The sequence below is a fragment of the Cohnella cholangitidis genome (assembly GCF_014107495.1).
Classification (GTDB): domain Bacteria; phylum Bacillota; class Bacilli; order Paenibacillales; family Paenibacillaceae; genus Cohnella; species Cohnella cholangitidis.
The window spans coordinates 4020670-4045345 of sequence record NZ_CP041969.1 but is presented as its reverse complement, the minus strand read 5'-3'; the positions used below and the strand labels follow the sequence as shown (position 1 = coordinate 4045345).

Here is a 24676-nt window from a genome sequence, read left to right as displayed (position 1 = left end):
CCATCGATTCACGGAGCAGCTACAGCCCTGTTTTCCATAGCTTGCGAAATAGCAGCGCCTAATTTAGCTCCAATAGCTGCCGATAGCGCCCCGTAATTAAGTTCGGTTCCTGAAACCGAAAGCTGGACGGCTCCCGCAGGCAGATTTACGTTTATTGGAGAGGCTGCCGATGGACTCGACTGCTGCGCTGACACCGAAGGATTTGACGCTGCCGGAAAAGGCGACATTGTTGAAGGATACATAGGATAGTTTTGTCGCTGGTGTATCCATTCCTGAATTTTTACGTCTTGTACGGTTAACGGCTTTGGTGGACCATAAGGCTCTATATTCGGCATTTCCGGCTCGTCTTTTTTACCGCCGCCCCAAAAGGCTGATTTTAAGCTGTTAATCGCATAATTAAACTCGTGCTCGACCTTATCGGTCACTTCGTTAAACTTTTCGCTTACGACATCTGAAGCTTGGTTGTAGGTACCTGTAGCCCAAGTATCTACTTGATTGTAGGTATCTGTAGCCCAAGCATCTACTTGATTGTAGGCATCTCTAGCCCAAGCATCAGCTTGATTGTAGGTATCTGTAGCCCAAGCATCTACTTGATTGTAGGCATCTGTAGCCCAAGCATCTACTTGATTGTAGGCATCTCTAGCCCAAGCATCAGCTTGATTGTAGGTATCTGTTGTCCAGTCTTTAATATTGTTAAAGTTTTTCCCCACATATCCGCCAGCTTTTTTTCCAACATAGTCACCAATTAGTCCGCCTACAAACGTAGCACCCGGAACTGGAATAAAAGAAAACGCGGCAGCAAATGCAGGAGTAAAAATTGAACTTCCAATTAACTCACCAATTGCTTCGTTTCGCTCATCTCCTGGTTTAGTTGTTCTTAGCTTTACTATGTCGCTAGCTCGACCGGCCCATTTAAAAACCTTCCCTGACTTCTCGCTCAGATCAACTACCTTTTTTACACTACGATTATTCCACCATTTCCTTGATGAATCTCTCTGTGTCATAGTTCGACTAGGTAACGTGGATGCTTGCCTAGATTGTCTCGCTTCATTAATTCGACTGGTCCTTTCGTTATATTTCTTCTCCAAATCAGTATGAATTTCTTTTACTCCCTCAGTTAATTTATTTACATTTTCTATAACATTACTTACTTTTTCATTAGCTGCCGCGATATCTTTTACCCATTGTTCATCATAGATATCTTTCCAACTCGATGTCGGCGGACTCGGGACAGCCGGAGGCGCTGAAGTCTGTGAATTGATTTGAGGGAAACTCATCCGTTCTAGCGCACTCGATTGCAGATTTGTTTGCCTCAAAAATTTCTCCATCAATTCTGACTGTTTGACGCTTGGATCGTTTTCAACTACGCTTCGCTTCTGCTCCATGCCTTCACACTCCTTTCTTCGCCCACATCGCTTTCTCTGCTTCCCATTCCAGTTCCATGCTTGCCATGAGGAATAGTTGCTCTCCCCGCGGCAAGCGCCAGAACTCTCCGGGGCGCAGGTGGTGGCGAACCCATAAGGCATGCAGCATGCCGGCCAGCGCCCCGGATCGGATTAGTTTTTTACGTCTTCGAGTTCCGTGTTGAAGCCGGATAGATCAAGAACGACTTCTCCTAGCGCGGATAACTCGCCGGCCAGCAAAATTCTCTTGATCACTTCTTCCCCGCTGCTCGCCGAATATTTGGACAGCAGCTGAGAATTGCCCCAATTGGGAGCGACGGTCGACGCAGCGATCAGAGAAACGTTAAACAGCTCTTCGTCCAACCGTTTGGTCGTTTGTCCGCGCTTCTCCCTGACTTCCGTGCAGCGCTCGCGAATGCTGAACACTTGCTTGCCGGTCAGACCGCGAAGCTTGATCGGAATGTCCAACCGTTGCAGCCTGAGTACTCGTTCGGGCAGAGTATCCGCGTCTAACAATCGCTGTAGCACTTGTTCATCCGTAAGATTTTCAAAAGACAAAGTAATCGCTCCTTTTCTGGTTAGCCCGCCACGATATAATCAACAGGATCATAGCCTTGGAATGTAAATGTGGTTTCTTCCGTGACCTCTTCCCCTGCGGTCCAATTCGCAAGCTGAATCTTATCAGGTATGCAGTTCTTGAGCACAATACGTTCGAAACCATAAGCTTCGGGGTCGGACAACTTACAGATAATTTCGATCTTAGTAAACCCGCGACGAATCATATCGCTCGTCACCTTGTAACCGCTCATCGTGCCCGTACCCTTTTTCGCGCCTAGTTTGTGCGTCGTCCACTCGCTGCCCGACAGCTTCAACTCGCGCTTCTCCACCTCGACCGAGGCTTCCAGCTTATTAATATTCGTCTGCCACACCCCGTCAATAAACACTTGCCCGTACGTTCCTAGAATCGCTCTTGTTGGATCCATCATCTTATTTCTTCCTCCTTATCGCACGATGAACGTGCTGAAAATTTGTTCCATGACATCCGTCAGGCGCGCTTCCCACTTCAAGTACACTTGATCCGGCTCCGGCGTAAATTCGGTATCGACATATACGTCGTAGCCTTCGGCTTCGATAACGCCGGCTTGCGCAAGAGACTGCATGTACTGCTTGCATGCGCCGATCAGCGCCAGACGGCCTTCTTCGGTATTGTTGACTTTGCCGATATAGGCATCTTCCGCGGTACGTTGAAGATCGGAGTTAATGCTGTCCATCACGCGGATCGTGCGGATTTTTTTCCACGGGTTGTTCTGGCCTTCGCGCAGCGTCACCAAGCTGTTGATGCCTCGCAATGCTTTCACCAAGCGTCCGTCATGAACAAGCAGGAATACCCCGTTGCGTACGGCCTGTTCCTGTTCCGAACGGGGCCACCTGCGGGTAACGTCTTCGAACGGAGATGGCGCATAAGTCGTCGATTGGCTCAGTCCCTGTCCCGCGATCAGACCTGCAACATAAGCCGTAACCTGCGCGGAACTATATGCAGTCCCGTTCAGCTTAACTCCGGTTCCGACATTCACGATGCCTTCGTGGTTCAAAGTAGCGCTACGACTTGTCGCTTTGCTTACCGCATCCACGGCCGTATCGTCCGCGGCAGAGCCTCCAAGCACGGCGATTACGCCTTTCCCTTCATCCCGGATTCGGGAAACCCATGCAGCAATGCTCGAATGCAACGCGGAATCAGACACTCCGTCCAGGAAGAAAACGTTGAAATCCTGCGTCTCGAAATCGGCTAGCGCATTGAGATATTCCGAATTCGCAATGGACGCAATCCCGGAATTACAGCCGGTTAAGGCATTACCGGAAACGTTCGCTAAAGTGCCGTTCCCGTCCGCTAGCTTGGTTGCCGTAATCCATTTATTTCCGGCATCGCCGTTAATCTCGTCCACCGCCGCCTGAATAGAAACTCCCACGAAAGTAAAAGTACGAAGCAGCGTCGTTCCTTCGAACAGCTTCAAATCCTTCTTGCCGGAATCCGACGGATTGACCTGAACGGTGACCTTGAAGTCATTCCCGCGGGAACCGGTATATTTGGCATCCAGCTTAAGCACGTTCACCGGAGTGCCTGCCGAGTCTGCCAGCGTAACGGTTGCGGCTGCCGCATTTCCGTCAGCCAATCGGTAAGCGAGCACTTTCCGCGCGCCGCCAAGCAAAGCAAGCTTAAGAGAGCTATAAGCGGTTGCGCCGTTTTCTTCCGTTCGGGTAAACGCATTTGCAATATCGGACTCGCTTACGATCTCAACGAATTGATTAACCGCACCCCAATGCGCTCTCACCGGCGCAATAGCGATGCCTCTAGATCCGGGCTGGATCGCCGCCGTTGCCGCCGAGCGAAAAGCCATATAAAATCCCGGTAATACCGGTTTGTCCGTCGTACTCCAAGTTCCTCCTGCCATGTTAAAGCACCTTCCTTTTCAGAAATTGAGCGACTAAGCGTTTCGCTTCGTCGATGGTAAGTTGATTTTGCTTGACTTCATGAATCGCGCCTGCGACGATTTCGGGCTTTACTTGAAAGAGCGCCTGCGCATTCTCTATAAATTCATCCCGGGTATATTTCGACTCGATCATTCCGGATTTCTTGCTTGCCATTCGTACCACCTCGTTCATAATTTGGAGTTAAAATGGACGGATCCCATTAGTGGACCCATTTCGGGTCGACGATCGATTTTACGCGATAGAGTTACCGAGATCTGTCCTTCCGTCATCATGTCCTGCTCTAGATCGACGATCGGGTTGAACACGGTTAGATAACGACGATCGGATACGTTTAACGGAATCTTCACGACGCTGGTCAGACCTTGCGCAAGCTCCAAAACGGTTGCCGTTTGCTCGCTCAGCGTTCGTCCGACAATATGGCCGATCGCTTTTTTGCGAACCTCGATCGTGGCCGCCCTAGTACTTGCGTTAGTTTCGGCGCCTTCCAATCTCCATAAGACGGACGGCCGAACATAGTTGGTTGGCCATTGGCCGCAATACACCTGCCAGTCTTCACTGTCCAACAAATCACTGGTCCAGTTCGAGAGGGCTGACAGCCAGTCATCTTCCTGCGAGATTTCGGGTTCTGTGCTTCTTCGCACGGAGATGACGGAAAACCGAAGCCCCCGGGTAAGAGCATTCCGCTCGGCGTCGACTTTGTCGGCTCCGACATTCCCGTCATAATGACAAGTGAACGCTTCGTCGGTATCCGTATCTTCGATGGCTTGTCCGTCCAACGAAGTAATAATCAGCTTCGAAAGCTCATCAACGCCTGCGAAATCCGATGTCTCGGCTACGTAAGGCCAGATTTCAAATGTGGTTCGTAATCCGGTCCAAAGCGTATCAACCGAATCGGCACCCTGCACAAGTAAAACATAGGGTTTGATCAGGCTATCCACGGGATCGTGAACTTCGACTACCCGTCCGTCGATTAACGGAATTTGCTCCGTCAACCGTTGTTTGATCGCCGATCTCATAGCAGAAGCCCATAGCGATCAGGTAAGTTGATCTTTGCCATGTACATCCTCCTCTCCATCAATTTGTCCTCACACTATTAGGTGGCAATCGTACGACAACCCGGCGATCGGCTTATCCGACGAGGATAAGGATGCTGCTAACGTTGTTCTCGACTTTGCGCTGGGCGCGCGTCATGTAAGTGCCTACGCTCGATTTGCTAATGTTGAGCAAGGCGGCAATCTCTGCGAAAGAGTAGCATTCGCCATGGGCGAGCATGTAGCAGCTGCGTTCTCTTTCGGTTAATCCGCGCAGGGCGGCTTCGAGCCGAAATCGGCTAACTTCCGAAACCTCCCGGGAAGCATCGGTCACCTCCGCGCTCGGAACCGACGGCAATTTCGCGGGATCCGTCAGCACTTCCCTTTGATAACCCGCGCGGCGTTCGATTCCTCTCTGGTTGCCGGGTCTTCTCCCGGTCTGGAGCCATTCGATAACGTAAGAGCAGCTTGCGATCATTTCCATGACCAATCGGCGGTCTTTATCTAATGCAAGAATCTCGTTCATCTCCTCAAGCGTTTGGACCGGCTCAAGCCGGCTGATTCGGACTGTCAGTTCATCCGCTTTGCGAAGCAGCATTCTCCTTGTCTCTAAATAGCTTTCTAATGTAGCGGACCCTAAATTAGTGATTGATGTGGTATTCATCTGTTCACTCTCCCCTTTGTATTTTGCCATTTTGGTAAACTTTGAAGTTAAAAAAGAAAATGGTTTCCCTTACTCTGTGTGATGAATCTGAATTCACCTTGTAGTTTGCGGCTCAATAATTACCAAATCGGTAACTTATAACTATCATATATTGCCATATAGGCAAAGTCAATTGTTATTTTACCAAAATGGCAAATTATTAAGTTTACCAAAACGGAAAAATTTGATATACTATAGATATCCTATTAAAGAAGGTAGATCACAATGTCGTTGGGTTTGCGGCTTCGGGAACGACGCGAGAAATTCGGCAAAACGCAACTAGATGCGGCCAAGCACTTAGGCATAAGCAACGTCCAGCTCTCCCGATACGAATCCGATGACCGGAAGCCTGATCCGGACATGCTCAGCCGCTTCGCGGAATATTACCGCACGACCACGGATTACTTGCTAGGACGGACGGACAATGCGTCCTTGGACCTCCTTGATTCTTCCGGAACGGTCGAATATCCGGCTTTCGAGGAATTCATCAACAATCCGGAGCACGGGGTATTTTTCAAAGATTACTTGAACGCCCCGGAGGAACGCAAAGAAGAGATGCGACGTTTTTGGGAGTTCATTCAAGAGAAGGAAAAAGGTAGGAAACCCGGAGATCAACAAGGAAATAACTAGACGCGCTAAGCCCGTAAGGGCTTTTCTTTTCCCACGAAATACGAACATACATTCTCATCTCAAAGGACGGGACTATGTACCGATACTATCAAACGACCCCATTGGAACAATGGATAGAGCAGTTGTGGCTGAAATCAGGAATCACTGCCCCATCGCAACTGAACGTTGAAGAAGTAGCCTCTCGCCTAGACGTGTGGGTGCATTATATGAAGGATACCAGCCGCGCTTTGGAGTATATGGGCATGCGCACCATCTTGATCGATCAGCGGCAAGGCTCGGAAGCTCAATGGGAGGACTTCTTGCACGAGCTGTGCCACGTTCTTCGGCATGCCGGGAATCAGACGACCATGCCTCGCCTGTTCTGCGAGGGCCAGGAAGCGGAAGCCAATCGGTTCGTGCTGTACGCGGCCATGCCTTTCTTCATGCTGCGCCATTTCAAGCTTCCTAGGAGAATAGACGAAGCCGCCGAGAGTTTGGCCTGTCATTTCGGGGTAACGTTCGAGCTCGCCCGCAAAAGGTTGGAGCAGGTCCAACGAAGAATGTTCGCTTCTATTCTGTGGGAGGAGACGTTGAAGCAAGAGGCCGATCAACGATTGTTGCGAATAAACCTCCATACGAAAAGCGCGGTCCACTGACGGACCGCGCTTCGTATTTTATAAATATGAATTAATAATCCCAAGATTCCGCGATCGATCCGGCTTGCTCCACGAACTTGTCGAAGCTGCCCGATTCTGCCGTATAAGTGATGACATAAGCTTTTCCTTCGATAATCGCGAAGCTTTGTTGCCATTTCAAGGTGTAATCTCCTTGTTTTCCGCTATAGAGAAGGTGATATGCCTCGACTCCGTCTTCCGCTTCGGAACCCTCGTCCTCGAGCTTGAAATCTGTGATGAGCGTGCCAAGCTGCTGTTTCGTAGCTTCTACGTAATCAGCCAACTTAACTTCTTGCCCGCCCAAATCTTGAATCAGGAAGTTAATATTTTCTTGGAACAAGTCACTGTCGCTTTCCTTAGGAGACAAGAACGCAACGATTGCTCCGCCAATGTTTTCTTGGAAAGTCCAATCTTCCGGATACTGAAGGGTCGTTCCGTAAGTGCTGTCTTTGAAGGTTTTGAATCCAGCGGCAGCTTCGGAGGAAGCCGGTGCGCTCGCTTCGGCAGAAGGCGAAGCCGACGCAGATGCGGATGGCGATGCAGATGAAGAAGCAGACTCCGATGCGGACGGTGAAGCATTATTCTTGTTGTCGTCTTTGGAACCTCCGCAAGCGGTTAAAGCCAAAGCCAGCGCAGCTAACGCAATGGCCATTTTCAAACCTTTTTTCGATGAATCTCTCATTATCCATTTCCTCCCGTTGGCGCTCTATTGTTATATTTTTCCATTCGGAAAACGCCCTTCGACAAGGATACAGGATTTCCCTTATCTAGTAAAGCGTTTCGACAAATTTCACCATTTGTTCAAAATAACAAAAAATCCCCGTTAGCCTGAGGCTGAACGAGGATCGATTGACGTAAAATGGTGCCGACTAGAGGACTTGAACCCCCAACCTACTGATTACAAGTCAGTTGCTCTACCAATTGAGCTAAGTCGGCGAAATAATGGCTCACAAGATAAGATAATACCATTACTCAGATTGTTTTGCAATACATAAAACGCGAAATATTAAAAGAGTAATAGACCGCCGCTTAATCAAAGCGACGGTCTATGTAGATCAGCGCAACGGTCTAGTTACCCTGTTGCCTATATCTTGGATTAATATCCCTACATCTTCGGTGAAGTTTCGGACGGGGTGGCCATCCAAAGGCAACATTTGAGAATGAAGATTTTGGATACGGGTGTGAAGGCCTCTCTCCGCCGTCACATGCACCGTATAACCAGGTTCCGACTTATGCGCGGCTTGTACCACTTTTTGTTCTACGGCTGCCGCGTTTTCTCCGCCTTTAACATCCAGCCCGATTATCACGTCGCGATTGTGCACGACAACGGTTGCTTTACTGATTCCCTTGACGGATGATACATCCTTGGCTATTTTTTCGGACACTCGTTTGTTCGCGTTCGGATGAGCCCCATCGATAACGTTGCGATGCTCCGTCGAGCGAGCTTTGTACTGGTTGGTTTTAGTACAGCCGGCTAACGAGAAGCACAATGCGACAGACAAAATCATTACCGTACAACGCTTGAACATGATTGATCACCTCACCTCCAAAGTTATCCTTCGCGGATAGGTCCTTTATTATTCATAATCGCTATTTTTCGACTATTTTCGAACTTCTTTGGACAACGAGGATTTGATTAACTCGGAAACCGTCACCAGACGATATCCCCTGGCGGACAATTCAGGCAATATCATCTCAAGCGCCGCAATCGTTTGCGACTGCCCCTTCACATGATCGTGCAGCAGCACGATATCTCCGTTATGGGCGTTCCGTAACACTTTATCCCTTATCCTCAGCACTCCCGGCTTGCTCCAGTCCTTGGTATCCTGATGCCACGACCACATGACGGGAATTAACCCCATGCGATTGGATACTTGGACGATCGTATCGTCGTAAATCCCCCCTGGCGGACGAAACAATAATGACTTTTTACCTGTCGTACGATAGATCTCTTGTTCGGTTCGTTCGATTTCCTGTTCCACTTTACGGGCCGATGCGGGTGGATTGAAGTACACGTGATTGAAAGTATGGTTAGCAACCTCGTGTCCCTTCTCGACAATCCTTTTCATGGTCTCCGGATTTTTAATCACTCGGCTTCCGACCACGAAGAAAGTGCATTTCGCGTCGTACTTTTCAAGCAAATCCAATATCTGATTCGTTTGTACCTTATCCGGTCCGTCATCGAACGTTAACGCAATCATTTTACGATCCGTTTGAACTTCCCAGATCATCTCGCCTTTCTTCTCATAATAAAATCTGTCTTTCTTAAATGGTTGCGCCTCCGCTTCGCTATTCATTAACAGAACGGAGAGACCCATGAGGCAATACAAGCATTTCCGTTTCAGCATAATCCACCATCCTAGCTTAATTCGCCATATTAGGGTTTCGAAATCGGCCGATTTCATACTGCGGAATTAATTGACACTCATGATCAAATAAACAACGGACATAATGACAGAGCAGCCGATTGGCTCACAATTTATTTTAGGAGGCTCTCCAATGAAGAAGACCATAGTTACGTTATTATCCGCATGCATGTTGTTAACCGCAAGTTCTGCGGCTTTCGCGGCCGTACCGGTAGCCGAGAAAAAGCACGAGCAAAAAGTCGAGAAAAAACACGAGCATAAAGTTCATATGAAAGCTGCGCACGAGAAGAAAATTAAAGCCAAAAAACACCACAAACACGAAAGTAAAATTCATGCTAAAGGAATGAAAGCTAAGAGCCTCCATGCCAAAAGCTTAAAGGCAAAAGAAATTAGCGAATTGCCAAAAACGGGATTCGGCGGTGCAAGCGAACAAACCGAGTAGGGAGGATAAAGGGAGATTATCGATCTCCCTTTTCTTTAATTCATTATGAAAAAGTGGCTAATATGCGTTGTAATGCTTGCGCTTATCGTCAGTAATACCAATTGCTCCAAAGTCAATGAAAAAACAAAAACCTACACAAATGCTAACGAACCTTCATACTTTCCAGAAAACAAGAAAGAACAAGAAATCAAGTTACCCGTCCCCCCTATTCCTTCTAAGCAAAAAAAGGCCAACGACGGGATTATTCCCGCGCGTATTTATATTCCTACCATTAACGTCCATGCAGCCATCCAGCCCGTTAACGTTTCCGACAACGGTCGAATGGGTGTACCTGACAGCACTGAAAAAGTAGGCTACTTATCCACCGGTATTTTGCCGGGTGCAACAGGAAATGCCGTTATGGACGGGCATGTCGATACCTATAACGGGCCTGCGGTATTTTTCGATTTGAAAAAATTGAAAAAAGGCGATCCCGTCTTCATAAAAAACGATAAGGGGCGCGCCATTGCTTTTGTCGTTGAATCCGTTGAAGTTTTCAAAACTTCCGAAGCTCCCATCGGGAGAATATTCGGTCCAATTAACGAATCCAGGCTAAATTTGATTACATGCGCAGGTCGGTATAGCAGAAAAAAACGCGAACATGAAGCACGGCTAGTCGTTTTTACAAAACGGCTCGTTAACGAGCCGTTAACGATCGGCGGTATTCGTAAATAAACCATGCAAAAAACGCGCCTCCGAGAATCTCGGAAAGCGCGTTATTGAAGGATTGTTTAGTGGTGCTGATGAAGGGATTCGAACCCCCGACCTACGCATTACGAATGCGTTGCTCTACCAGCTGAGCTACATCAGCAAATCCTTTATTAGGATAGGATTTTTCGCGGCAAAAGTCAAGATTTTCGCGACTGGATTTTTTTGTATGCTCACACGAGGTGAAATACTTTATTCGAGCGCTGTTCTGCCTCTTCCGGTACGCCCCCGACCAACAGCTTGCCGGATTTGTCGTTCCCTACGCCGCTAATCATCAGATCGAGCTGACGTTTAAGATCGACTTCGTACGGCTGCGGCAACAACTGACCCTCGGGCGTGCGAATAACGCGCACGATAGGCCGTTGCTTCGTGTCATCGTGCAAGGCGGATACGACTCCAAGCTCTCCCGTGCTTAAGCGTACCGTAGTACCTCTTGGAAACAAGGCCATATCGTCGCGCAATCTGCATACCTTGTCCATATCGTAGAGCGTTCCCGCTCCGCCGTACAATACTTCCAGAGCTTCGTGCGGAAGCATCGGCGCTCCGTTGCCGCGGCCGTTAACGAGCGTGTCGAACATATCGAAGATGCTGATCCATTGGTGATGCGGATGAATCTTTCTTCCTTCCAACCCGAACGGATACCCGCTGCCGTCCATTCTCTCATGGTGGAACAAGGCGCAGTGAGCCGCCATAAGCGGGAACCCGCTGTCGCGCAACAGCTTAAACCCAAGCTCCGCGTGAGTCATGTACAGCTTGTCGTTTTGCGTCACCCGTGCCTTCAAACCGTCCGGCAAGAGCAGCCTGCCCACGTCGTGAAGCATCGCCCCCATCGCCAATGCCTGCAAATCCTCCCCGACCAAGCCTTCGTCCAAGCCTAATCGAGTCGCGCATACGCCGACATTCATCGCGTGCTCCAGAAAATGCTGCTTATCCCCGTCCGTTAACGTCGTCGTCAGATGCACCGGCAAGCATAAGTGGTTCCGGCGCGTTCTCAGATCGTCGATCAGAAGCTTCGACGCATCGAAGCAGAAACGAACCACGCTAGGAGACAGCTTATCCTTAACTCCGCCGGACAGCTCGTCCATAACATGCGTCAACGCGCCATGCAGCACGATAATCGTTTCGTCGCGGATCGCTTGATCCGGGGCGATATCCTCCGTCCCTTGCTCTTCAATATGAAGGTATGGCAATCCCAATTGTTGAAGCTTGTTAATCGCGTGCTCCGTCAGCACGAATCCGCGTCCCGCCAACACATGTCCTTGTTCTGTATAGATCGATCGGCCCAGCTTCATTCCCGGACGACACTGGCTCGTATGCATAATAATCATACTTTCATCTCCCTTTTAGCTCTCGGGGCATTCGCTTGTCCCCGCCTTATGTCCTAATCCTATCTAAATCGATAGTCATATGACCAGTGACGCGTGTCACCTGTTCCGTCATGAATATTCCTATCCTTTGTCTCTTCAATACTGTTCAAATTAAAATGTTCATCTATAATGGAAAAGAAAGGGGAGAAACTCATGCTGAGAGTATTGATTGCGGACGACCAAACGCTGATGAGGGACGGATTGCAAACGATTCTTCAATTAGAGGACGATATCGAGGTTATCGCTACGGCCGAGAACGGGGAAGAAGCCTGTCGGTTAGTGGCCGTTCATGATCCGGATTTAGTGTTAATGGATATTCGCATGCCCGTCATGAACGGCATCGAGGCAGTCAAGAGGCTTCGCGTCGAATCTCCTCATACGAAGGTGCTCGTTCTGACAACATTCGACGAAGACGAATATATCATCGACGCTCTCGCTAGCGGAGCAGTCGGTTTTCTATTGAAAGATATCCCGACCGAGAAACTCTTGCAAGCGGTGCGAGAAGCCGCCCGGGGCGAAATCATGCTTCCTTCGTCTATCGCCGTGAAATTGGCGACCCGATTATCTACCCCCGCTCCAGGACGCACTCCGCCTCCTCGTTCGAGAGGCAGAGCCGCCGATCTTAAGTTCACGAATCGCGAGATGAGCATAATCGCTTTAATGGTAGAAGGACGCAACAATCGGGAAATCGCCCAGCTCCTATTCATGAGCGAAGGGACCGTCAAAAACTATATCAGCGCCATATACGATAAGATCGGCACGAACGACCGCACGCAGGCCGTGATCTGGCTGAAAGACATGACTGTCATATGACTCGCGTCACTGTGACGGCGGAAGCCCTGAGAGTACAATAAGAAGTGACTCTACGTCGCATACAGGGCTGCTTTATTTGGGGGAATGAAGGTTGATCGGAAGCGGTATACGAAATCATTTTCCGTTGTTGCGCACCTTGTCGGTGTTGCTAGGATTCCTTATTCTCATAGGCTGGGGTCTGGGATCCGCCGGCAAAAACTATAGCGCATCCGCTTTGGATTCCGACAACTGGAGCTGGGCCCCCGCCCATTCCTTCCGCGACTCCTCGCCTCCCCAAGGCGTCTGGCTCCCCTATTCGAGCAGACCCGGTAATCTCGAGCAGAACGGATCTTTCTGGTTGAGAATACCGCTCGATCCGAGCGCGGTCCGCGATCCGCACTTGCTAATCTTCAATACCGTCGCTTTATCCGTATTCGACGGAAACCGACTTCTCTTTAGCTACGATCCTAATCAAAGGAACCATCGGCTGAATCTATTCTATCACTGGAACCTGGCGCCGATGCCGACCCCAATCCCCAGCGAAGTGTATATGCTGCTAGACAATCGCGGTTCGCTTCGGCCAGTGCCATCCGTTCAGCTGATAGGTAGAGGAGATCTCTTCGCGCAGCTTATCCAGAAAGATACCTATGCCTTTATGCTATCCGGGTTGTTCCTCTTCAGCTTGTTCGTAGCTCTCGGGCTTTATTTCATACGGCAGGACAATCTCCACCTTTATTTCGCGTTGCTGGCATTCTGCGGTTGTTACGCTTCCTTAGCACGAAATTACTTGTTGCAAGTCATATGGGATCAGCCATGGGTGAGCTTTATAGAGCACGTCATCTTCCCGCTGGGCGTCTATGGGTTCGTCAACATCATGATTAACGTGTTCAGTGCCGAGCATACCCATATCCTTCGCAAAATCCGTTGGGTCGTTCTTTCCTTCGCGATCGTAACGCTGATCTGCGCCATCTTTCTCGATATCATATGGTTCGGTTGGCTGCTTAGCTATCCGGTATTAACGATGTTTCTCGTTACGGCGGGCGTCGTATTCCACTCTATTTGGAGCGCTTATCAGGACAGGCAAGGCACGGAATCCATATGGATGATGGCAGGCTTCTTCATCGTCGCCACTTTTGCCCTCATCCACGTCCTTCGCACTTATTTGCCGAAACTATACGACTGGCTCGAACATAACATTCCGCTGCTTTTCAAGCTGCCGTTCGATATCTTATCCATCTCCTTGTTCCTGTTCTTGATTTGCCTTATTCGCATTATCGTGTATCGGTTTGGATTGTTGAATAAGCAACTAACGACTTTCAACCTTTCCCTCGAGACTAATGTCAGGAGACGAACGGAAGAGCTGCGGGAAAGGGAAACCCAGCTTCAGGAAGCGAACCTCCAACTTGCCAGCACGATGAGGGGCACCGCGGAAGCGATCGCCTCTTCGATGGTGCTGGAAGAAAGACACCGGCTCACAGGAACGATACATGATACGATCGGCCACTCGCTGACCGCGACGATCGTCCAGTTGGAAGCCGCCAAACGCTTGCTCAAGCGCGACCCGGAATTGGCGCTCGAGAAACTTAACGCCTCTCAGGGCTTGGTACGGCGGGGACTAGAGGAGATTCGCAATTCCGTCCGCCTGCTGCGCGACGACTCTTCGCGTTATGATCTTGCCGCGGCCATATCGGAATTGATCAAGGAAACGGAACAAACGACCGGAGTCTCCATCGAGAGCCGGATCGCCCCCTTGCCGGACTCCTTGACCACGCTTCAGAAAAGAGTACTTTTTCAAGCCCTTCAAGAAGGGTTAACGAACGGATTACGGCATGGCGGCAGCAGTTGCTTCCAGTTTACTCTAACGTCCGACGACTCCGTTTTGCGTTTTCGCCTGGTTAGCGACGGTCGCACTTATACGCCTTCCGCCTTTGGTTTCGGCTTGAAGGCCATGTCGGAAAGAATCGCCAACCTCGGCGGAATCATGGCGGTCGCCCCGGGTAATCCCGGGTGCATACTTACGCTGTCTTTACCTATCCGCCCGCTAGAATTATCGGAGGGGGCCAACCGAGGATGATCCGATTTCTGAAAGCTCACTTCCCCCTTCTCCGCACTTTGTTCGTTTTGATTGCTTTGATTCTGTGCATCGGACTTGCGTTATCCGCCTTCCAACGGAAAGACAATCATATCGTTCAACTCGATCGCGAAGACTGGCAGTGGGCTCCCGCCGGCTCTTTCGACGAGAACAGATCGCCGGAGTCGGGGTGGCAAGACTATACGAACGGCGACGTGATTCCATCCCATATTTATTGGATAAGAATTCCGCTTCTTAAGTTCGGCTTTACGGATCCCCAGTTGCTGATCATGCAGACCGGAAGCCTGAAAGCGTATGACGGCAAGGAAGTTTTTTACTCCTACCGTTTGACCGATAGACGGATAAACACGGGAGTCAATTGGAAGATGATCGAAGTCCCCTTGCCCATGCCCGGCTACGTCGATCTTCTGGTCGGATACGGGGACCATTACCCGATCACGGCATATATCACGATGGGCAACAAAGCGGATTTACTCAATCAAATTCTGAATAACGATTTGGACAATATCATATTAGGAACGTTGCTGATTTTCAGCGGATTCATCACGCTTGGGCTGTTCAGCACGAAACGGGATAAGCTGTATCTCTATTTTGCGCTTCTGGCCTTCTCGGGCGGGTTCACCTCCCTTGTACGCAACCTGCTGCTGCAAGTCATATGGGATAATCCGCGGTTGGGTTACTTTCACGACATTTGCTTGCCGTTAGCTACTTTTGCCTTTATCGGAATATTGAAACACGTATTTCCGTATGCGAACCCGCGAACGATCCGGTTCATGCTGTGGCTGATGTTTGCCGATACGTTGGTCACGATCCTCTTTTCGCTCGCGAATCCGTCGTGGTACTATACTTACATGTTCCAATCGTTCGGCCCGTTGTTTACCGTCGTCTTTATTGCCGTGTCGTGGACATTATGGTCGGCTTATCGTTCGAAACGAGATCTCGAATCCATCTGGATGCTCGCCGGCTTCGCCTCCTTGTCTGCCATTGCCGTCATTCACGTCTATCGCTTTATCGTAATTGTGTACGTGCCCGATTGGATTAACGAAAGGATTCTTTGGGTTCACCGATTGCCGAACGACTTGTTGTTCTGGGGCTTGTTCGCTTTCGTCGTATGTCTGATTCGGGTCATCATGCACCGCTACACCGCCATGAACCGTCAGTTGTTCGAGTTTAACCGATCCCTGGAACATGTCGTTCACACTCGCACGCAGCAGCTGCAAGAACGAACGGAGCAGTTGGAGACCGCCCACGCGCAGCTGGGCGCTTCGATGCGCGAGAATGCCGAAGCTTTGGCGGATGCGATGATTCTGGAGGAGCGGCACAGAATTACCGGAAGCGTCCATGATACGGTCGGGCATACGTTAAGCGCGACGATCATTCAACTGGAAGCGGCCAAGCGGTTGATCGCTAAAGATCATTCCTTGGCGGAAGCGAAGCTGGAAGCCTCGCAAGGTCTCGTGCGCAGAGGGCTTGAGGATATTCGCCAATCCGTCAGAATGCTCCGCGAGGATGCGTCCTATTACGATTTGCACGGTTCGATTGGCGCCCTTATTCGGGAAACGGAACATTCGACCGGCTGCCAGGTGCATAACCAAATCGATGCGCTGCCCTCAAGCTTAAGCACGTTGCAAAAAAGAATCGTATTCCAAACGCTGCAAGAAGGCCTTAGATTCGGGATCAAGCACGGAAGACGCGCGCCTTGCCAATTCCGCTTTACGCTCGTAGTCGTAGAAGACTCTCTGCGAATGGAATTGGTCCACTTGGATGAGCATAGCTATACCGCCAGGGATCTTGACCCCAGCTTGCACGCCATCGTAGAGCACGCCGCTCTGATCGGAGGAAAAATAAGAGCCGAAAGAGAAAACGCGGGTTTCGTCTTGGCTCTATCCCTCCCTCTTGTGAAAGCGGACCATTGGGTCATCTAACGCCAAAAAAACGAGGCTGTCCCATAAGTAAAAAGGGTCGTACGAAAGGATGATCGATAGAGAATGTTGCCGTGCATGTATCTCCTTACGATGCTATACGGTCCCGAAACCTGAATAGGTAAACCCGTAATAAGGTCATTTCAGGACCGTATGAGGCAGTCTCCAGAAGATACATGCACTTTTTCTTAATCGACCATTTTGTACGACTCTACTTATGAGACAGCCCCGTTTGATTATCCGTTTATTGCGCGATGGAATCCAATACGCCGATTGTCTCCGCCTGCTCTTGAAACCATTTCCCCGCTCCAACGAGGGCAGGACCTAATCTCTCTTCCTCAGGATACATGACTCTTATGACTCCTTCGTCATGAAGCGAATCCGCCGTGACTCTACCGACGGCAACGCAGAGCACGCCGCTCTCGAACGCCGCCAATAAGCCGCGCTCCTTATTCGTATCCCGCGCTCTATGGAACACGCAGCGAGCCTGGGCCGTGCTTGTAAACACAACGGCATCCATATCGCCCGTTATACAGCGATTGATAAGTTCGTCGATCGGACCGGCATCCGGCATTACGTGAATATAAGGCAACAACTCTATGCATTCCGCCCCCGCTTCCCGCAGGCGGGAAGATATCTTGGGAGACGGATCGCCATATAATTGCAGAGCTATAGTCGCCCCGGGCAGCGGATAATCCGATAACAGCCGGAACAAGCCGTCCGTCGTCCCGTCTTCCGCCGTAAGCGTCGGTTCGATTCGTAAGCGGCGAAGAGCGTTTACCGTTTTATAACCGCGAGCGGCGATTTGCGTCGATGACATGAAGATCAGCAGCTCTTCCTTCATCCCGAGCGATTCCGCTTTCGCGACCAGCGCTTCGGTACCGATGCCTGTCGTAAGCACCAGCCAATCCGCCTTGCTCGACGTCAATAGGCGAAGCTGCTCTCCAAGCCGTTCCTCATCGGAATAAACATTTCCTTGCGCCGGGCAAATAAAAGGTTGTCCCCCCATCTTGACGACCATCCGGGTGAACTCCTCTTCGCAACGCGGACCGGTTACGGTTATCTTTTTTCCCGATAATTTACCCATGCCGTTTCCCCCTTCGGAAGCTTGCTTAGGACGAACGTTTCAGTCGCGCGTTATCGTCGGCTAAGTAAACTTTGCCCGTAGCTTCGTCGTGAATAACCTCGATCGTGGTTACGCAGCCATGATCGGGAGCTTGGACTTGACCGTCGTCCAGGTTGATTTTCCAATCATGCAACGGACAGAATACGTGATGGTCGCACACGATGCCTTCGGACAGCTTGCCGGCTTTGTGCGGACAGCTGTTCTCGATTGCGCGGAAGCTGCCGTCGGATAATAGGAATACGGCCCATTCGACTCCACCGGAATGGACTACTCTTGCTCTTCTGTCTGTGAAGTCTTTGAAATTTCCAATTAGGATGTTCGCCATGGTTCTTCCCACTCCCATTTAATTTTTCTCTAGGCTCATAATCCAGGTATTCCGAAAAAGGGTAATCATTCCGCCGCTGTTAATTCCAAGTTGCTATTTTTCTATTCAATTGTTGAGGCAACTCGGAATTAAAGGCGGACGTAAACTCTCCATGATTACCCTTTTCCTCCACACCTTTTCGAGCAATGTCAACTTGAATAACTAGTCAACCCAGGCTCTCGTAGTTCAGCGAGGAACGGCAAACCTTGACGAGTGTTACTCCGTAGGAGGTTTCTCGACTAGGGCGCCTTGGGCGCGGTTGTCGGCGCCGCCGGCGGAAGGGTCGGGCGAACGGGCCGTCAACGAATCGAAAGCTTTGCGCAAGTCTTCGTTCTCGATGATCTGCTGCCATGGATCTTTCATGAGACCGAGCGTTTTCTCGATTCGGGCGACAAGCGCTTCGCGGTCGGCTTGAAGAGCGAGGGCGTCCTTGACATTCTGAAGGCCGACGCGCTGCACCCACTCCGCCGTACGTTCGTTGAAGTTGGCCGTCTCGCGGTAATGTTGCAGGAACGCGCCGGTCCACTCCAGCACTTCATCCTCCGTCTTAACCTTGACGAGAAGCTCCGCCGCGCGCACGCGGGTTCCGCCGTTACCGCCGACGTAAATTTCCCAACCGCCGTCGATCGCCACGACGCCGAGATCCTTGATCGTCGATTCCGCGCAGTTGCGCGGGCAACCGGATACGGCGAGCTTGATCTTCGCAGGCGTGTTAAGGCGTTCGAACTTTTTCTCCATCGCGATTCCCATGCCTATGGAATCTTGCGTCCCGAATCTGCAGAACGTATTGCCTACGCAGGTTTTAACCGTTCTTAACGCTTTGCCGTAGGCGTATCCAGATGGCATATCGAGATCTTTCCACATATGGGGAAGATCGTCTTTCTTCACTCCGAGCAGGTCGATGCGCTGACCGCCCGTGATCTTCACCAGCGGTACGTCGTACTTTTTGGCGACGTCCGCGATCCGTTGCAATTCCTCCGGCGTCGTCACGCCCCCGTAGATCCGAGGGACAACAGAGAACGTGCCGTCTTTCTGAATGTTCGCATGATTCCGTTCGTTCACGAAACGGCTTTCCAGTTCATCGTCATGCTCTTCCGGAAACACCATTCCTAAGTAATAGTTCAATGCCGGCCTGCATTTGGAGCAGCCCTCCGGATTTTTCCACTCGAGTACGTGCATGACTTCTTTGGAGGTCGTCAGCTTCATACTCATAATGGCTTCCACGATTTCATCCCGAGTATGCAAAGTACACCCGCATATTCCCTCTTGAACTTTCTGAACGTTGTCGGCTCCTAGCGTCAACGCCAGAATTTCTTCGACTAAGGGCTTACAGCCGCCGCAAGATCCGGAAGCTTTCGTGCACGCTTTGATTTCTCCGATGCTGACGCAGCCTTTTTCTTTGATCGCTTCTACGATCGTATCTTTCGTTACGCCGTTACAGCCGCAGACAATCTCGTCGCCGCTCATCGCCTCGACCAAATCCGCCGTGCCGCCGCCGCCTTTTCCGCCGCTTCCTTCGGCTCCGAACAATACTTCCCGCTCGCGGCCGGTGAAATCTTCCCCTTTGCGGATCAAGGAAAACAGCTTCGACCCTTCGGCCGTGTCGCCGAACAGCACGGCTCCTACGACTTTTCCGTCTTGGAACACGACTTTCTTGTAGATCCCGCTAAGATCGTCCTGTACTCTCAATGCTTTCGTACCCGGCTCATCCGTAAAGCGGCCCGCGGAGAACACTTGAACGCCCGACACCTTCAACTTCGTGGAGAGGACGGAACCCGCGTACCCCGCCGTTTCCGAACCCGCCAGCTTCTTCGCGAGCACCGCTCCTTGCTCATATAGCGGAGCAACGAGGCCATAGACGATTCCGCGATGTTCAGCGCACTCTCCGAGGGAGTAGATACCCGGCACGCTTGTCTGCATGAAGTCGTTAACGACGATTCCGCGATTCACTTCAATACCGCTATCTCTTGCCAACTGTACGTTCGGTTTAATCCCGACCGCCATGACGACTAGATCGGCCTCCACCTCTGTGCCATCCTTGAACTTCAAGCCCTGCACGCGTTTCTTACCAATAATGGAATCTGACTGCTTCTCGAGCAGGAACTTCATCCCCTGGCTCTCCAACTGTTCCTGAAGCATCTTCGAGCCCGTTGGGTCCAGCTGCCTTTCCATTAGATGTTGGAAAATATGAACGACGCTTACTTCCATATTCAGATTGAGCAAACCTCGAGCGGCCTCAAGACCGAGCAAACCTCCGCCGATGACGACCGCTTTCTTGTGCTTCTTGCTCGTCTCGATCATCGTATTGCAATCTTTGATATCCCGGAAGGCGATAACCCCTTCCTTATCCGCGCCGGGAAGAGGAAGCATGAACGGCAACGAACCCGTCGCCAGCACCAGTTCGTCGTATTCGACGACCAACCCTTGATCCGTCTTGATATTCTTCTTTTTGGCGTCGATCCCCGTCACTGTATGTCCGGTATGCAACGTAATTTGATTGTCGCGATACCAATCCCAATCGTTAAGAACGATGTCCTTAAGTTCCGAATCTCCCGCAAGCACGGACGAAAGCATGATTCGGTTATAGTTGGGGTGAGGTTCTGCTCCGATAATCGTGATTTCGTATTTATGAGGATTCAGCTTCAATAACTGCTCGACAAACGCTACCCCGGCCATTCCGTTCCCTGCCATGACCAGCTTTTGTTTCATGTCTTTCTCCCCTTTCAGCGTGTGGACACAAAAAGCCTATCCTTTTGATTCCAAAAGGATAGGCTTCGTCGCCAGAGTGAAGACACGCCGTTGTGCCTAATCACTACAATTAAGTTCTTAAATTTTATAGTTAGATTATAATGTCCGCCGCAATCTTATGTCAATATAATTCACACAAGATCCCGTTCTCACAGTCACACGCTACCCTATATGAATTTATATACAACAAAACAGTGCTTATGTTATATTATATTACATGTAAAGCTAGAGATCAGATAAGATCGTTCCTAAAAAATAGACGGAATGGGGGAGGAATGACCATGAACAAACCGTTAGTGTGGCAAGACTCAGAGCTCGATCCCACCCCGATCGTCTCCTTGAACAATTGTTATCGCAACCTAACGAACGTACGCAATGAATCCGAACTGCGTCAGGCTTTGCCGGTCGCTTCGGCGGCAATCCTCTACGTTCCTTATTCGAAGCTAAGCGAGAGACAAATCGCCATCACCAATACGAGGCGGCTTCCTATCTTATGGCTATGCAACGAACCTCGGGTACCCAAGGAACCCGAATGGGGTTATTCGCTCGACGGCTTGCTGTTCCCGAGCATGGATCGGCACCAAATCGACTGGGCGCTGCAGGCGGCAACCCGCGCCTATGCGGAGCGCAAAAGATGGCTCGAAGAAAAGGAACAATTATTGCTGCGCATCGAGGAAAGAAAGTGGATCGACCAAGCCAAAGGAATCTTATGCGAGATTAAGGGAATATCCGAATCGGAAGCTTACGACTTCCTTCGCAAGCAAGCCATGAACGAACGCAAGAGAATGGGCGATGTCGCCGCTTCTATCGTTAAAGTGTACCAGCTCATTCATGGTTGATTGAATGCCAATGTTAATTTAGTTGACACACCTCTCACCTCACCCATATAATGGCGATATCACCCTCGATCGAGGGAGCGGGATTCGGCGATGCGGCCGTATCCGTTACCCTGAGAGTTCTACCCGAATACGAAAGATAACTGCAGTTTACCGTACAAGGCCGTACGTAAACTGGGCAATGAAGCCGGTACTAGTCGAACGTTCGACTATGCCGGCTTTTCTTAATTAGAAATAAAACGGTTTCATAATTGGAGGAGAGATCGCTATGGCTGGAAAAGGATTTTTGCAAGCAGGACATAAACCGTCGTTGTTTAGTTCGTTTCTTTATTTCGATGTAAGCTTCATGATCTGGGTATTGCTCGGACCGCTTGCCGTCATCATCATGAACGATTTCGATATGACCGCCGCTCAGAAAGCCAACTTGGTCGCCCTTCCGACTCTAGGAGGTTCGATTCTCCGCCTTGTCCTTGGATTCCTTACCGATCGCATCGGCCCGAAGAGAACCGGCCAGATCGGCATGCTTATCACGATGATTCCGCTGGTCTGGGCGTGGCAATTCGCCGACAGCTTATCCAGCATGTATTACGTAGCCCTGCTGCTTGGCGTCGCCGGAGCCAGCTTCGCTGCCGCCCTGCCGCTTGCCAGCCGCTGGTATCCGCCGCAATACCAAGGATTAGCGATGGGAATCGCCGGAGCAGGAAATAGCGGCACCGTATTCGCGACATTGTTCGCCAACCGTATCGCTACCCATTACGGCGACTGGCATATCGTCTTCGGTTTCGCGCTGATCCCGATTTCCATCACCTTTATCGTGTTTACCTTATTAGCCAAAGATAGTCCCAATCAACCCGCTCCCGCAACCCTTAAAGATTACGGAAAATTGTTGGCGCAACGCGACACTTGGTTGTTCAGCCTGTTATATAGCGTAACGTTCGGCGGATTCGTCGGAATGGCTACGTACTTAACTATATTTTTCAACACGCAATACAACCTGACTCCGGTACGCGCAGCCGACTTCACGACGATCTGCGTTATCGCGGGCAGCTTCTTCCGGCCGCTAGGCGGATACCTCGCCGACCGATTAGGCGGCATCCGGATGTTGCTCATGCTCTACGGCGGCGTCGCCATTATCATGGCCAGCATCTCAGCCCTTCCTCCGCTTGCCGTTGTCACCACTCTGTTATTCATCATGATGATGATGCTGGGAATGGGCAACGGCGCTGTATTCCAACTCGTTCCGCAACGTTTCCGCAAGGAAATCGGCCTCATTACCGGATTCGTCGGCGCAGCCGGCGGTTTGGGCGGTTACTTCCTGCCGAAAATTCTCGGCAATATCAAACAAGCAACGGGCAGCTACTCCACCGGCTTCCTTATCCTAAGCGGAATCGCTATCGTCTGTATTCTGACGATACTAGCCGTTCAGAAAAACTGGAAAGCCTCTTGGGTCGGAGAAGGCGGACGCGCGAACGTACAACCGACGGAGTTGTCCGCGTAACATAACCTTGCCTTTGCTAGGTTAACCGGAAATGATTCCCCTGCATACACTGGGATGACAATAGCCCATATCGGCAAAGGGGAATGAAGATGAACGGCCAAACCTTAATGCTTCCGATCCGGATCCGGAGGACGACTGCCAAGAACGTTAAGATTAACGTCCCTTACGTGGACGGAGGCACGACGTCCGCGGCGCAAGAAGCCATGAACAAAGCCATTGCCGCGGCCGCTCAAGAGCTGATGAAAGCGCAAGGCTTCCCCAGCAACGACATTCAAGAGATGGACGGCACCTTCGAGATCAAGACGAACCAAAGAGGCGTGCTCAGCTTATCTCTTCTGAATTACGCGTTCACGGGGGGAGCTCACGGCAATACGTTGCAGAAATCCCTTACCTTCGATGCCGACACGGGCCGCAGCTACAAGCTTGGACAGTTGTTCAAGCCCGGCAGCAACTATGAGGCGCGCCTGAACGCGATCATTCAAGCTCAGATCAAAGCCAGGCAGCTCCCTCTGCTCGTCGATTATCCCGGAATCGCGCCGGATCAAGATTTCTATATCGCGGACAAATCGTTAGTCATTTACTTCCCGCTATACGCCATCGTCCCCTACGCTTGGGGCTTCCCTTACTTCCCGATCTCCGTATACGAGATACAGGATATTATCGACGAAGCCGGACCGTTAGGATTCATGATGTATTAATGAAATAGAAGGCGAGCAATAGGGAAAACGCACTCCCCGCTGCTCGCCTTCCGTCGTTAAATGGGCATCGAACGCCCGGTATAATCCACGAAAAACAGTTCCTCTTTGACGACCGTCTTGCGTTCCAATAGATCCAATATCCCGTTCGCGCTGTCCGATGCTTCCAGCGGAGCTTCGCTGCCTCCCATATCCGTACGTATCCAGCCCGGATGAACGGCCAGCACCCGAATTCCCCGCGGACGGAGCTCATCGTTCAGTTGCTTGGAGAACATGTTCAGCGCCGTCTTGGAAATCGCGTAAGGGTAATCTCCCCCATAGGCCAGGGCGATGCTTCCCGCCTCGGACGAAACGTTAATGACGGTCGCGTCGGATCGATCCTTCATTAGCGGCGACATATATTTCATCACGTACATCGGACCGTAGAGATTCACTTCGAAGCTGAGCCTGACCAATTGCAACGGGAGCGTGCCGATCTTATGTTCGCGGCCTAACAACACTCCCGCATTGTTAATGACTCCGTCCAGTTTAATCGATTCCGACTTCAGCTTGTCGGCGAGAGATTCGATCTCGTTCTCGTTCGTCACGTTCATTTTTTCGATTCGCACCGATTCGGGGTGCCGGATCGCCAATGCCAGCAATCCCTCCGAAGCATCCGATACTTCGCGGACGCATGCCACGACTTGATGTCCTCTTTGTACCGCGAGTTTGGTTAATTGAAAACCAAGTCCCCGGCCTGCGCCGGTAACCAGGATGTTCATTGCAGATGCA

Annotated in this window: 26 protein-coding genes and 2 tRNA genes; 10 read left to right on the top strand and 18 right to left on the bottom strand. The window is 50.6% G+C overall.

Annotated features, from left to right (window positions below):
* Positions 1-8 precede the first annotated feature (8 nt).
* From FPL14_RS18655 to FPL14_RS18620, 8 genes are all read right to left on the bottom strand, one after another.
* On the bottom strand, positions 9-1385 hold the full coding sequence (locus FPL14_RS18655; protein WP_182299196.1) for a hypothetical protein: 1377 nt from the start codon (positions 1383-1385) through the stop codon (positions 9-11).
* Positions 1386-1389: 4 nt separating this feature from the next.
* Positions 1390-1533, bottom strand: a complete 144-nt coding sequence (locus FPL14_RS18650) for a hypothetical protein (RefSeq protein WP_182299195.1) — start codon at positions 1531-1533, stop codon at positions 1390-1392.
* Between the two features lie 23 nt (positions 1534-1556).
* Complete coding sequence (locus tag FPL14_RS18645) at positions 1557-1961, bottom strand: phage tail assembly chaperone (RefSeq protein ID WP_182299194.1); 405 nt, start codon at positions 1959-1961, stop codon at positions 1557-1559.
* Between the two features lie 20 nt (positions 1962-1981).
* On the bottom strand, positions 1982-2389 hold the full coding sequence (locus FPL14_RS18640) for a phage tail tube protein (RefSeq protein ID WP_182299193.1): 408 nt from the start codon (positions 2387-2389) through the stop codon (positions 1982-1984).
* A 15-nt stretch (positions 2390-2404) separates the two neighbouring features.
* Positions 2405-3853: a phage tail sheath family protein gene (locus tag FPL14_RS18635; protein ID WP_182299192.1), complete on the bottom strand. Its 1449-nt coding sequence runs from the start codon at positions 3851-3853 to the stop codon at positions 2405-2407.
* Between the two features lies 1 nt (position 3854).
* Positions 3855-4046, bottom strand: coding sequence for a YqzN/YkzM domain-containing protein (locus FPL14_RS18630; RefSeq protein WP_182299191.1), 192 nt, complete (start codon positions 4044-4046; stop codon positions 3855-3857).
* Positions 4047-4060: 14 nt separating this feature from the next.
* Entirely contained in the window at positions 4061-4909 is an 849-nt protein-coding gene (locus FPL14_RS18625) for a hypothetical protein (protein WP_182299190.1), read from the bottom strand.
* A gap of 112 nt (positions 4910-5021) precedes the next feature.
* Positions 5022-5588 carry a sigma factor-like helix-turn-helix DNA-binding protein gene (locus tag FPL14_RS18620; RefSeq protein WP_182299189.1) on the bottom strand — a complete coding sequence of 189 codons (567 nt, stop codon included), beginning with the start codon at positions 5586-5588 and terminating at the stop codon, positions 5022-5024.
* Positions 5589-5852: 264 nt separating this feature from the next.
* Here FPL14_RS18620 and FPL14_RS18615 point away from each other — a divergent pair, with 264 nt between their 5' ends.
* The gene (locus FPL14_RS18615) at positions 5853-6257 is read left to right on the top strand and encodes a helix-turn-helix domain-containing protein (RefSeq protein ID WP_182299188.1); all 405 of its coding nucleotides are present in this window, start codon (positions 5853-5855) and stop codon (positions 6255-6257) included.
* A 74-nt stretch (positions 6258-6331) separates the two neighbouring features.
* Entirely contained in the window at positions 6332-6892 is a 561-nt protein-coding gene (locus tag FPL14_RS18610; RefSeq protein ID WP_182299187.1) for an ImmA/IrrE family metallo-endopeptidase, read from the top strand.
* Between the two features lie 31 nt (positions 6893-6923).
* On the opposite strand, the gene FPL14_RS18605 is transcribed toward FPL14_RS18610, so the two are convergent.
* From FPL14_RS18605 to FPL14_RS18590, 4 genes are all read right to left on the bottom strand, one after another.
* Positions 6924-7592 (bottom strand): PsbP-related protein, encoded by a 669-nt coding sequence (locus tag FPL14_RS18605; RefSeq protein ID WP_182299186.1) that lies wholly within the window; start codon positions 7590-7592, stop codon positions 6924-6926.
* 178 nt (positions 7593-7770) lie between these two features.
* A tRNA-Thr gene (locus tag FPL14_RS18600) sits at positions 7771-7846 on the bottom strand.
* Between the two features lie 119 nt (positions 7847-7965).
* Positions 7966-8439, bottom strand: coding sequence for a YhcN/YlaJ family sporulation lipoprotein (locus FPL14_RS18595; protein ID WP_182299185.1), 474 nt, complete (start codon positions 8437-8439; stop codon positions 7966-7968).
* Between the two features lie 72 nt (positions 8440-8511).
* A complete protein-coding gene (locus FPL14_RS18590) occupies positions 8512-9258 on the bottom strand; it encodes a polysaccharide deacetylase family protein (RefSeq protein ID WP_182299184.1) in 747 nt (248 codons plus the stop codon).
* 151 nt (positions 9259-9409) lie between these two features.
* Between FPL14_RS18590 and FPL14_RS18585 the strand changes: the two genes are divergently transcribed.
* Together FPL14_RS18585 and FPL14_RS18580 are read left to right on the top strand one after the other, a co-directional pair.
* The gene (locus tag FPL14_RS18585; protein ID WP_182299183.1) at positions 9410-9718 is read left to right on the top strand and encodes a hypothetical protein; all 309 of its coding nucleotides are present in this window, start codon (positions 9410-9412) and stop codon (positions 9716-9718) included.
* A gap of 72 nt (positions 9719-9790) precedes the next feature.
* Positions 9791-10432, top strand: a complete 642-nt coding sequence (locus FPL14_RS18580) for a class F sortase (RefSeq protein ID WP_182299182.1) — start codon at positions 9791-9793, stop codon at positions 10430-10432.
* A 60-nt stretch (positions 10433-10492) separates the two neighbouring features.
* Here FPL14_RS18580 and FPL14_RS18575 read toward each other — a convergent pair.
* Positions 10493-10568 (bottom strand) — tRNA-Thr (locus FPL14_RS18575).
* A gap of 70 nt (positions 10569-10638) precedes the next feature.
* Positions 10639-11793 (bottom strand): HD-GYP domain-containing protein, encoded by a 1155-nt coding sequence (locus tag FPL14_RS18570; RefSeq protein ID WP_182299181.1) that lies wholly within the window; start codon positions 11791-11793, stop codon positions 10639-10641.
* A 192-nt stretch (positions 11794-11985) separates the two neighbouring features.
* Between FPL14_RS18570 and FPL14_RS18565 the strand changes: the two genes are divergently transcribed.
* From FPL14_RS18565 to FPL14_RS18555, 3 genes are all read left to right on the top strand, one after another.
* Positions 11986-12645 (top strand): response regulator transcription factor, encoded by a 660-nt coding sequence (locus FPL14_RS18565; protein WP_182299180.1) that lies wholly within the window; start codon positions 11986-11988, stop codon positions 12643-12645.
* 91 nt (positions 12646-12736) lie between these two features.
* Positions 12737-14698: a sensor histidine kinase gene (locus FPL14_RS18560; RefSeq protein ID WP_182299179.1), complete on the top strand. Its 1962-nt coding sequence runs from the start codon at positions 12737-12739 to the stop codon at positions 14696-14698.
* A complete protein-coding gene (locus tag FPL14_RS18555; protein WP_182299178.1) occupies positions 14695-16641 on the top strand; it encodes a sensor histidine kinase in 1947 nt (648 codons plus the stop codon). The genes FPL14_RS18560 and FPL14_RS18555 overlap by 4 nt, the downstream gene beginning before the upstream one ends.
* A 241-nt stretch (positions 16642-16882) precedes the next feature.
* Here the strand turns inward: FPL14_RS18555 and FPL14_RS18550 are convergent, their stop codons facing one another.
* The 3 genes from FPL14_RS18550 to nirB all read right to left on the bottom strand — a co-directional run bounded on the left by FPL14_RS18550 (position 16883) and on the right by nirB (position 20837).
* Entirely contained in the window at positions 16883-17725 is an 843-nt protein-coding gene (locus FPL14_RS18550) for a uroporphyrinogen-III synthase (RefSeq protein ID WP_182299177.1), read from the bottom strand.
* Positions 17726-17750: 25 nt separating this feature from the next.
* The gene (gene nirD, locus FPL14_RS18545; protein ID WP_182299176.1) at positions 17751-18089 is read right to left on the bottom strand and encodes a nitrite reductase small subunit NirD; all 339 of its coding nucleotides are present in this window, start codon (positions 18087-18089) and stop codon (positions 17751-17753) included.
* A 255-nt stretch (positions 18090-18344) separates the two neighbouring features.
* Positions 18345-20837 (bottom strand): nitrite reductase large subunit NirB, encoded by a 2493-nt coding sequence (gene nirB, locus FPL14_RS18540; protein WP_182299175.1) that lies wholly within the window; start codon positions 20835-20837, stop codon positions 18345-18347.
* Positions 20838-21157: 320 nt separating this feature from the next.
* On the opposite strand from nirB, the gene FPL14_RS18535 reads away from it, so the two are divergent.
* The 3 genes from FPL14_RS18535 (at position 21158) to FPL14_RS18525 (ending at position 23908) form a co-directional block, all read left to right on the top strand.
* A complete protein-coding gene (locus FPL14_RS18535) occupies positions 21158-21715 on the top strand; it encodes an ANTAR domain-containing response regulator (RefSeq protein ID WP_182299174.1) in 558 nt (185 codons plus the stop codon).
* A gap of 265 nt (positions 21716-21980) precedes the next feature.
* Positions 21981-23210 (top strand): nitrate/nitrite transporter, encoded by a 1230-nt coding sequence (locus FPL14_RS18530; protein ID WP_182299173.1) that lies wholly within the window; start codon positions 21981-21983, stop codon positions 23208-23210.
* Between the two features lie 89 nt (positions 23211-23299).
* Positions 23300-23908: a DUF3298 and DUF4163 domain-containing protein gene (locus FPL14_RS18525; RefSeq protein ID WP_182299172.1), complete on the top strand. Its 609-nt coding sequence runs from the start codon at positions 23300-23302 to the stop codon at positions 23906-23908.
* A gap of 56 nt (positions 23909-23964) precedes the next feature.
* Here the strand turns inward: FPL14_RS18525 and FPL14_RS18520 are convergent, their stop codons facing one another.
* Positions 23965-24666 carry an SDR family oxidoreductase gene (locus FPL14_RS18520; protein ID WP_182299171.1) on the bottom strand — a complete coding sequence of 234 codons (702 nt, stop codon included), beginning with the start codon at positions 24664-24666 and terminating at the stop codon, positions 23965-23967.
* Between the last annotated feature and the right edge of the window lie 10 nt (positions 24667-24676).

What these genes read in the sequence shown, in the direction of transcription:
- FPL14_RS18635 (WP_182299192.1), bottom strand. Translation starts at nt 3,853, where the DNA reads ATGGCAGGAGGAACTTGGAGTACGACGGACAAACCGGTATTACCGGGA.
- FPL14_RS18640 (WP_182299193.1), bottom strand. Translation starts at nt 2,389, where the DNA reads ATGATGGATCCAACAAGAGCGATTCTAGGAACGTACGGGCAAGTGTTT.
- FPL14_RS18590 (WP_182299184.1), bottom strand. Translation starts at nt 9,258, where the DNA reads ATGCTGAAACGGAAATGCTTGTATTGCCTCATGGGTCTCTCCGTTCTG.
- FPL14_RS18580 (WP_182299182.1), top strand. Translation starts at nt 9,791, where the DNA reads ATGCTTGCGCTTATCGTCAGTAATACCAATTGCTCCAAAGTCAATGAA.
- FPL14_RS18525 (WP_182299172.1), top strand. Translation starts at nt 23,300, where the DNA reads ATGAACGGCCAAACCTTAATGCTTCCGATCCGGATCCGGAGGACGACT.
- FPL14_RS18570 (WP_182299181.1), bottom strand. Translation starts at nt 11,793, where the DNA reads ATGATTATTATGCATACGAGCCAGTGTCGTCCGGGAATGAAGCTGGGC.
- FPL14_RS18650 (WP_182299195.1), bottom strand. Translation starts at nt 1,533, where the DNA reads ATGCTGCATGCCTTATGGGTTCGCCACCACCTGCGCCCCGGAGAGTTC.
- FPL14_RS18585 (WP_182299183.1), top strand. Translation starts at nt 9,410, where the DNA reads ATGAAGAAGACCATAGTTACGTTATTATCCGCATGCATGTTGTTAACC.
- FPL14_RS18630 (WP_182299191.1), bottom strand. Translation starts at nt 4,046, where the DNA reads ATGGCAAGCAAGAAATCCGGAATGATCGAGTCGAAATATACCCGGGAT.
- FPL14_RS18555 (WP_182299178.1), top strand. Translation starts at nt 14,695, where the DNA reads ATGATCCGATTTCTGAAAGCTCACTTCCCCCTTCTCCGCACTTTGTTC.
- FPL14_RS18550 (WP_182299177.1), bottom strand. Translation starts at nt 17,725, where the DNA reads ATGGGTAAATTATCGGGAAAAAAGATAACCGTAACCGGTCCGCGTTGC.
- FPL14_RS18610 (WP_182299187.1), top strand. Translation starts at nt 6,332, where the DNA reads ATGTACCGATACTATCAAACGACCCCATTGGAACAATGGATAGAGCAG.
- FPL14_RS18530 (WP_182299173.1), top strand. Translation starts at nt 21,981, where the DNA reads ATGGCTGGAAAAGGATTTTTGCAAGCAGGACATAAACCGTCGTTGTTT.
- FPL14_RS18605 (WP_182299186.1), bottom strand. Translation starts at nt 7,592, where the DNA reads ATGAGAGATTCATCGAAAAAAGGTTTGAAAATGGCCATTGCGTTAGCT.
- FPL14_RS18535 (WP_182299174.1), top strand. Translation starts at nt 21,158, where the DNA reads ATGAACAAACCGTTAGTGTGGCAAGACTCAGAGCTCGATCCCACCCCG.
- nirD (WP_182299176.1), bottom strand. Translation starts at nt 18,089, where the DNA reads ATGGCGAACATCCTAATTGGAAATTTCAAAGACTTCACAGACAGAAGA.
- nirB (WP_182299175.1), bottom strand. Translation starts at nt 20,837, where the DNA reads ATGAAACAAAAGCTGGTCATGGCAGGGAACGGAATGGCCGGGGTAGCG.
- FPL14_RS18620 (WP_182299189.1), bottom strand. Translation starts at nt 5,588, where the DNA reads ATGAATACCACATCAATCACTAATTTAGGGTCCGCTACATTAGAAAGC.
- FPL14_RS18655 (WP_182299196.1), bottom strand. Translation starts at nt 1,385, where the DNA reads ATGGAGCAGAAGCGAAGCGTAGTTGAAAACGATCCAAGCGTCAAACAG.
- FPL14_RS18625 (WP_182299190.1), bottom strand. Translation starts at nt 4,909, where the DNA reads ATGAGATCGGCGATCAAACAACGGTTGACGGAGCAAATTCCGTTAATC.
- FPL14_RS18520 (WP_182299171.1), bottom strand. Translation starts at nt 24,666, where the DNA reads ATGAACATCCTGGTTACCGGCGCAGGCCGGGGACTTGGTTTTCAATTA.
- FPL14_RS18565 (WP_182299180.1), top strand. Translation starts at nt 11,986, where the DNA reads ATGCTGAGAGTATTGATTGCGGACGACCAAACGCTGATGAGGGACGGA.
- FPL14_RS18615 (WP_182299188.1), top strand. Translation starts at nt 5,853, where the DNA reads ATGTCGTTGGGTTTGCGGCTTCGGGAACGACGCGAGAAATTCGGCAAA.
- FPL14_RS18595 (WP_182299185.1), bottom strand. Translation starts at nt 8,439, where the DNA reads ATGTTCAAGCGTTGTACGGTAATGATTTTGTCTGTCGCATTGTGCTTC.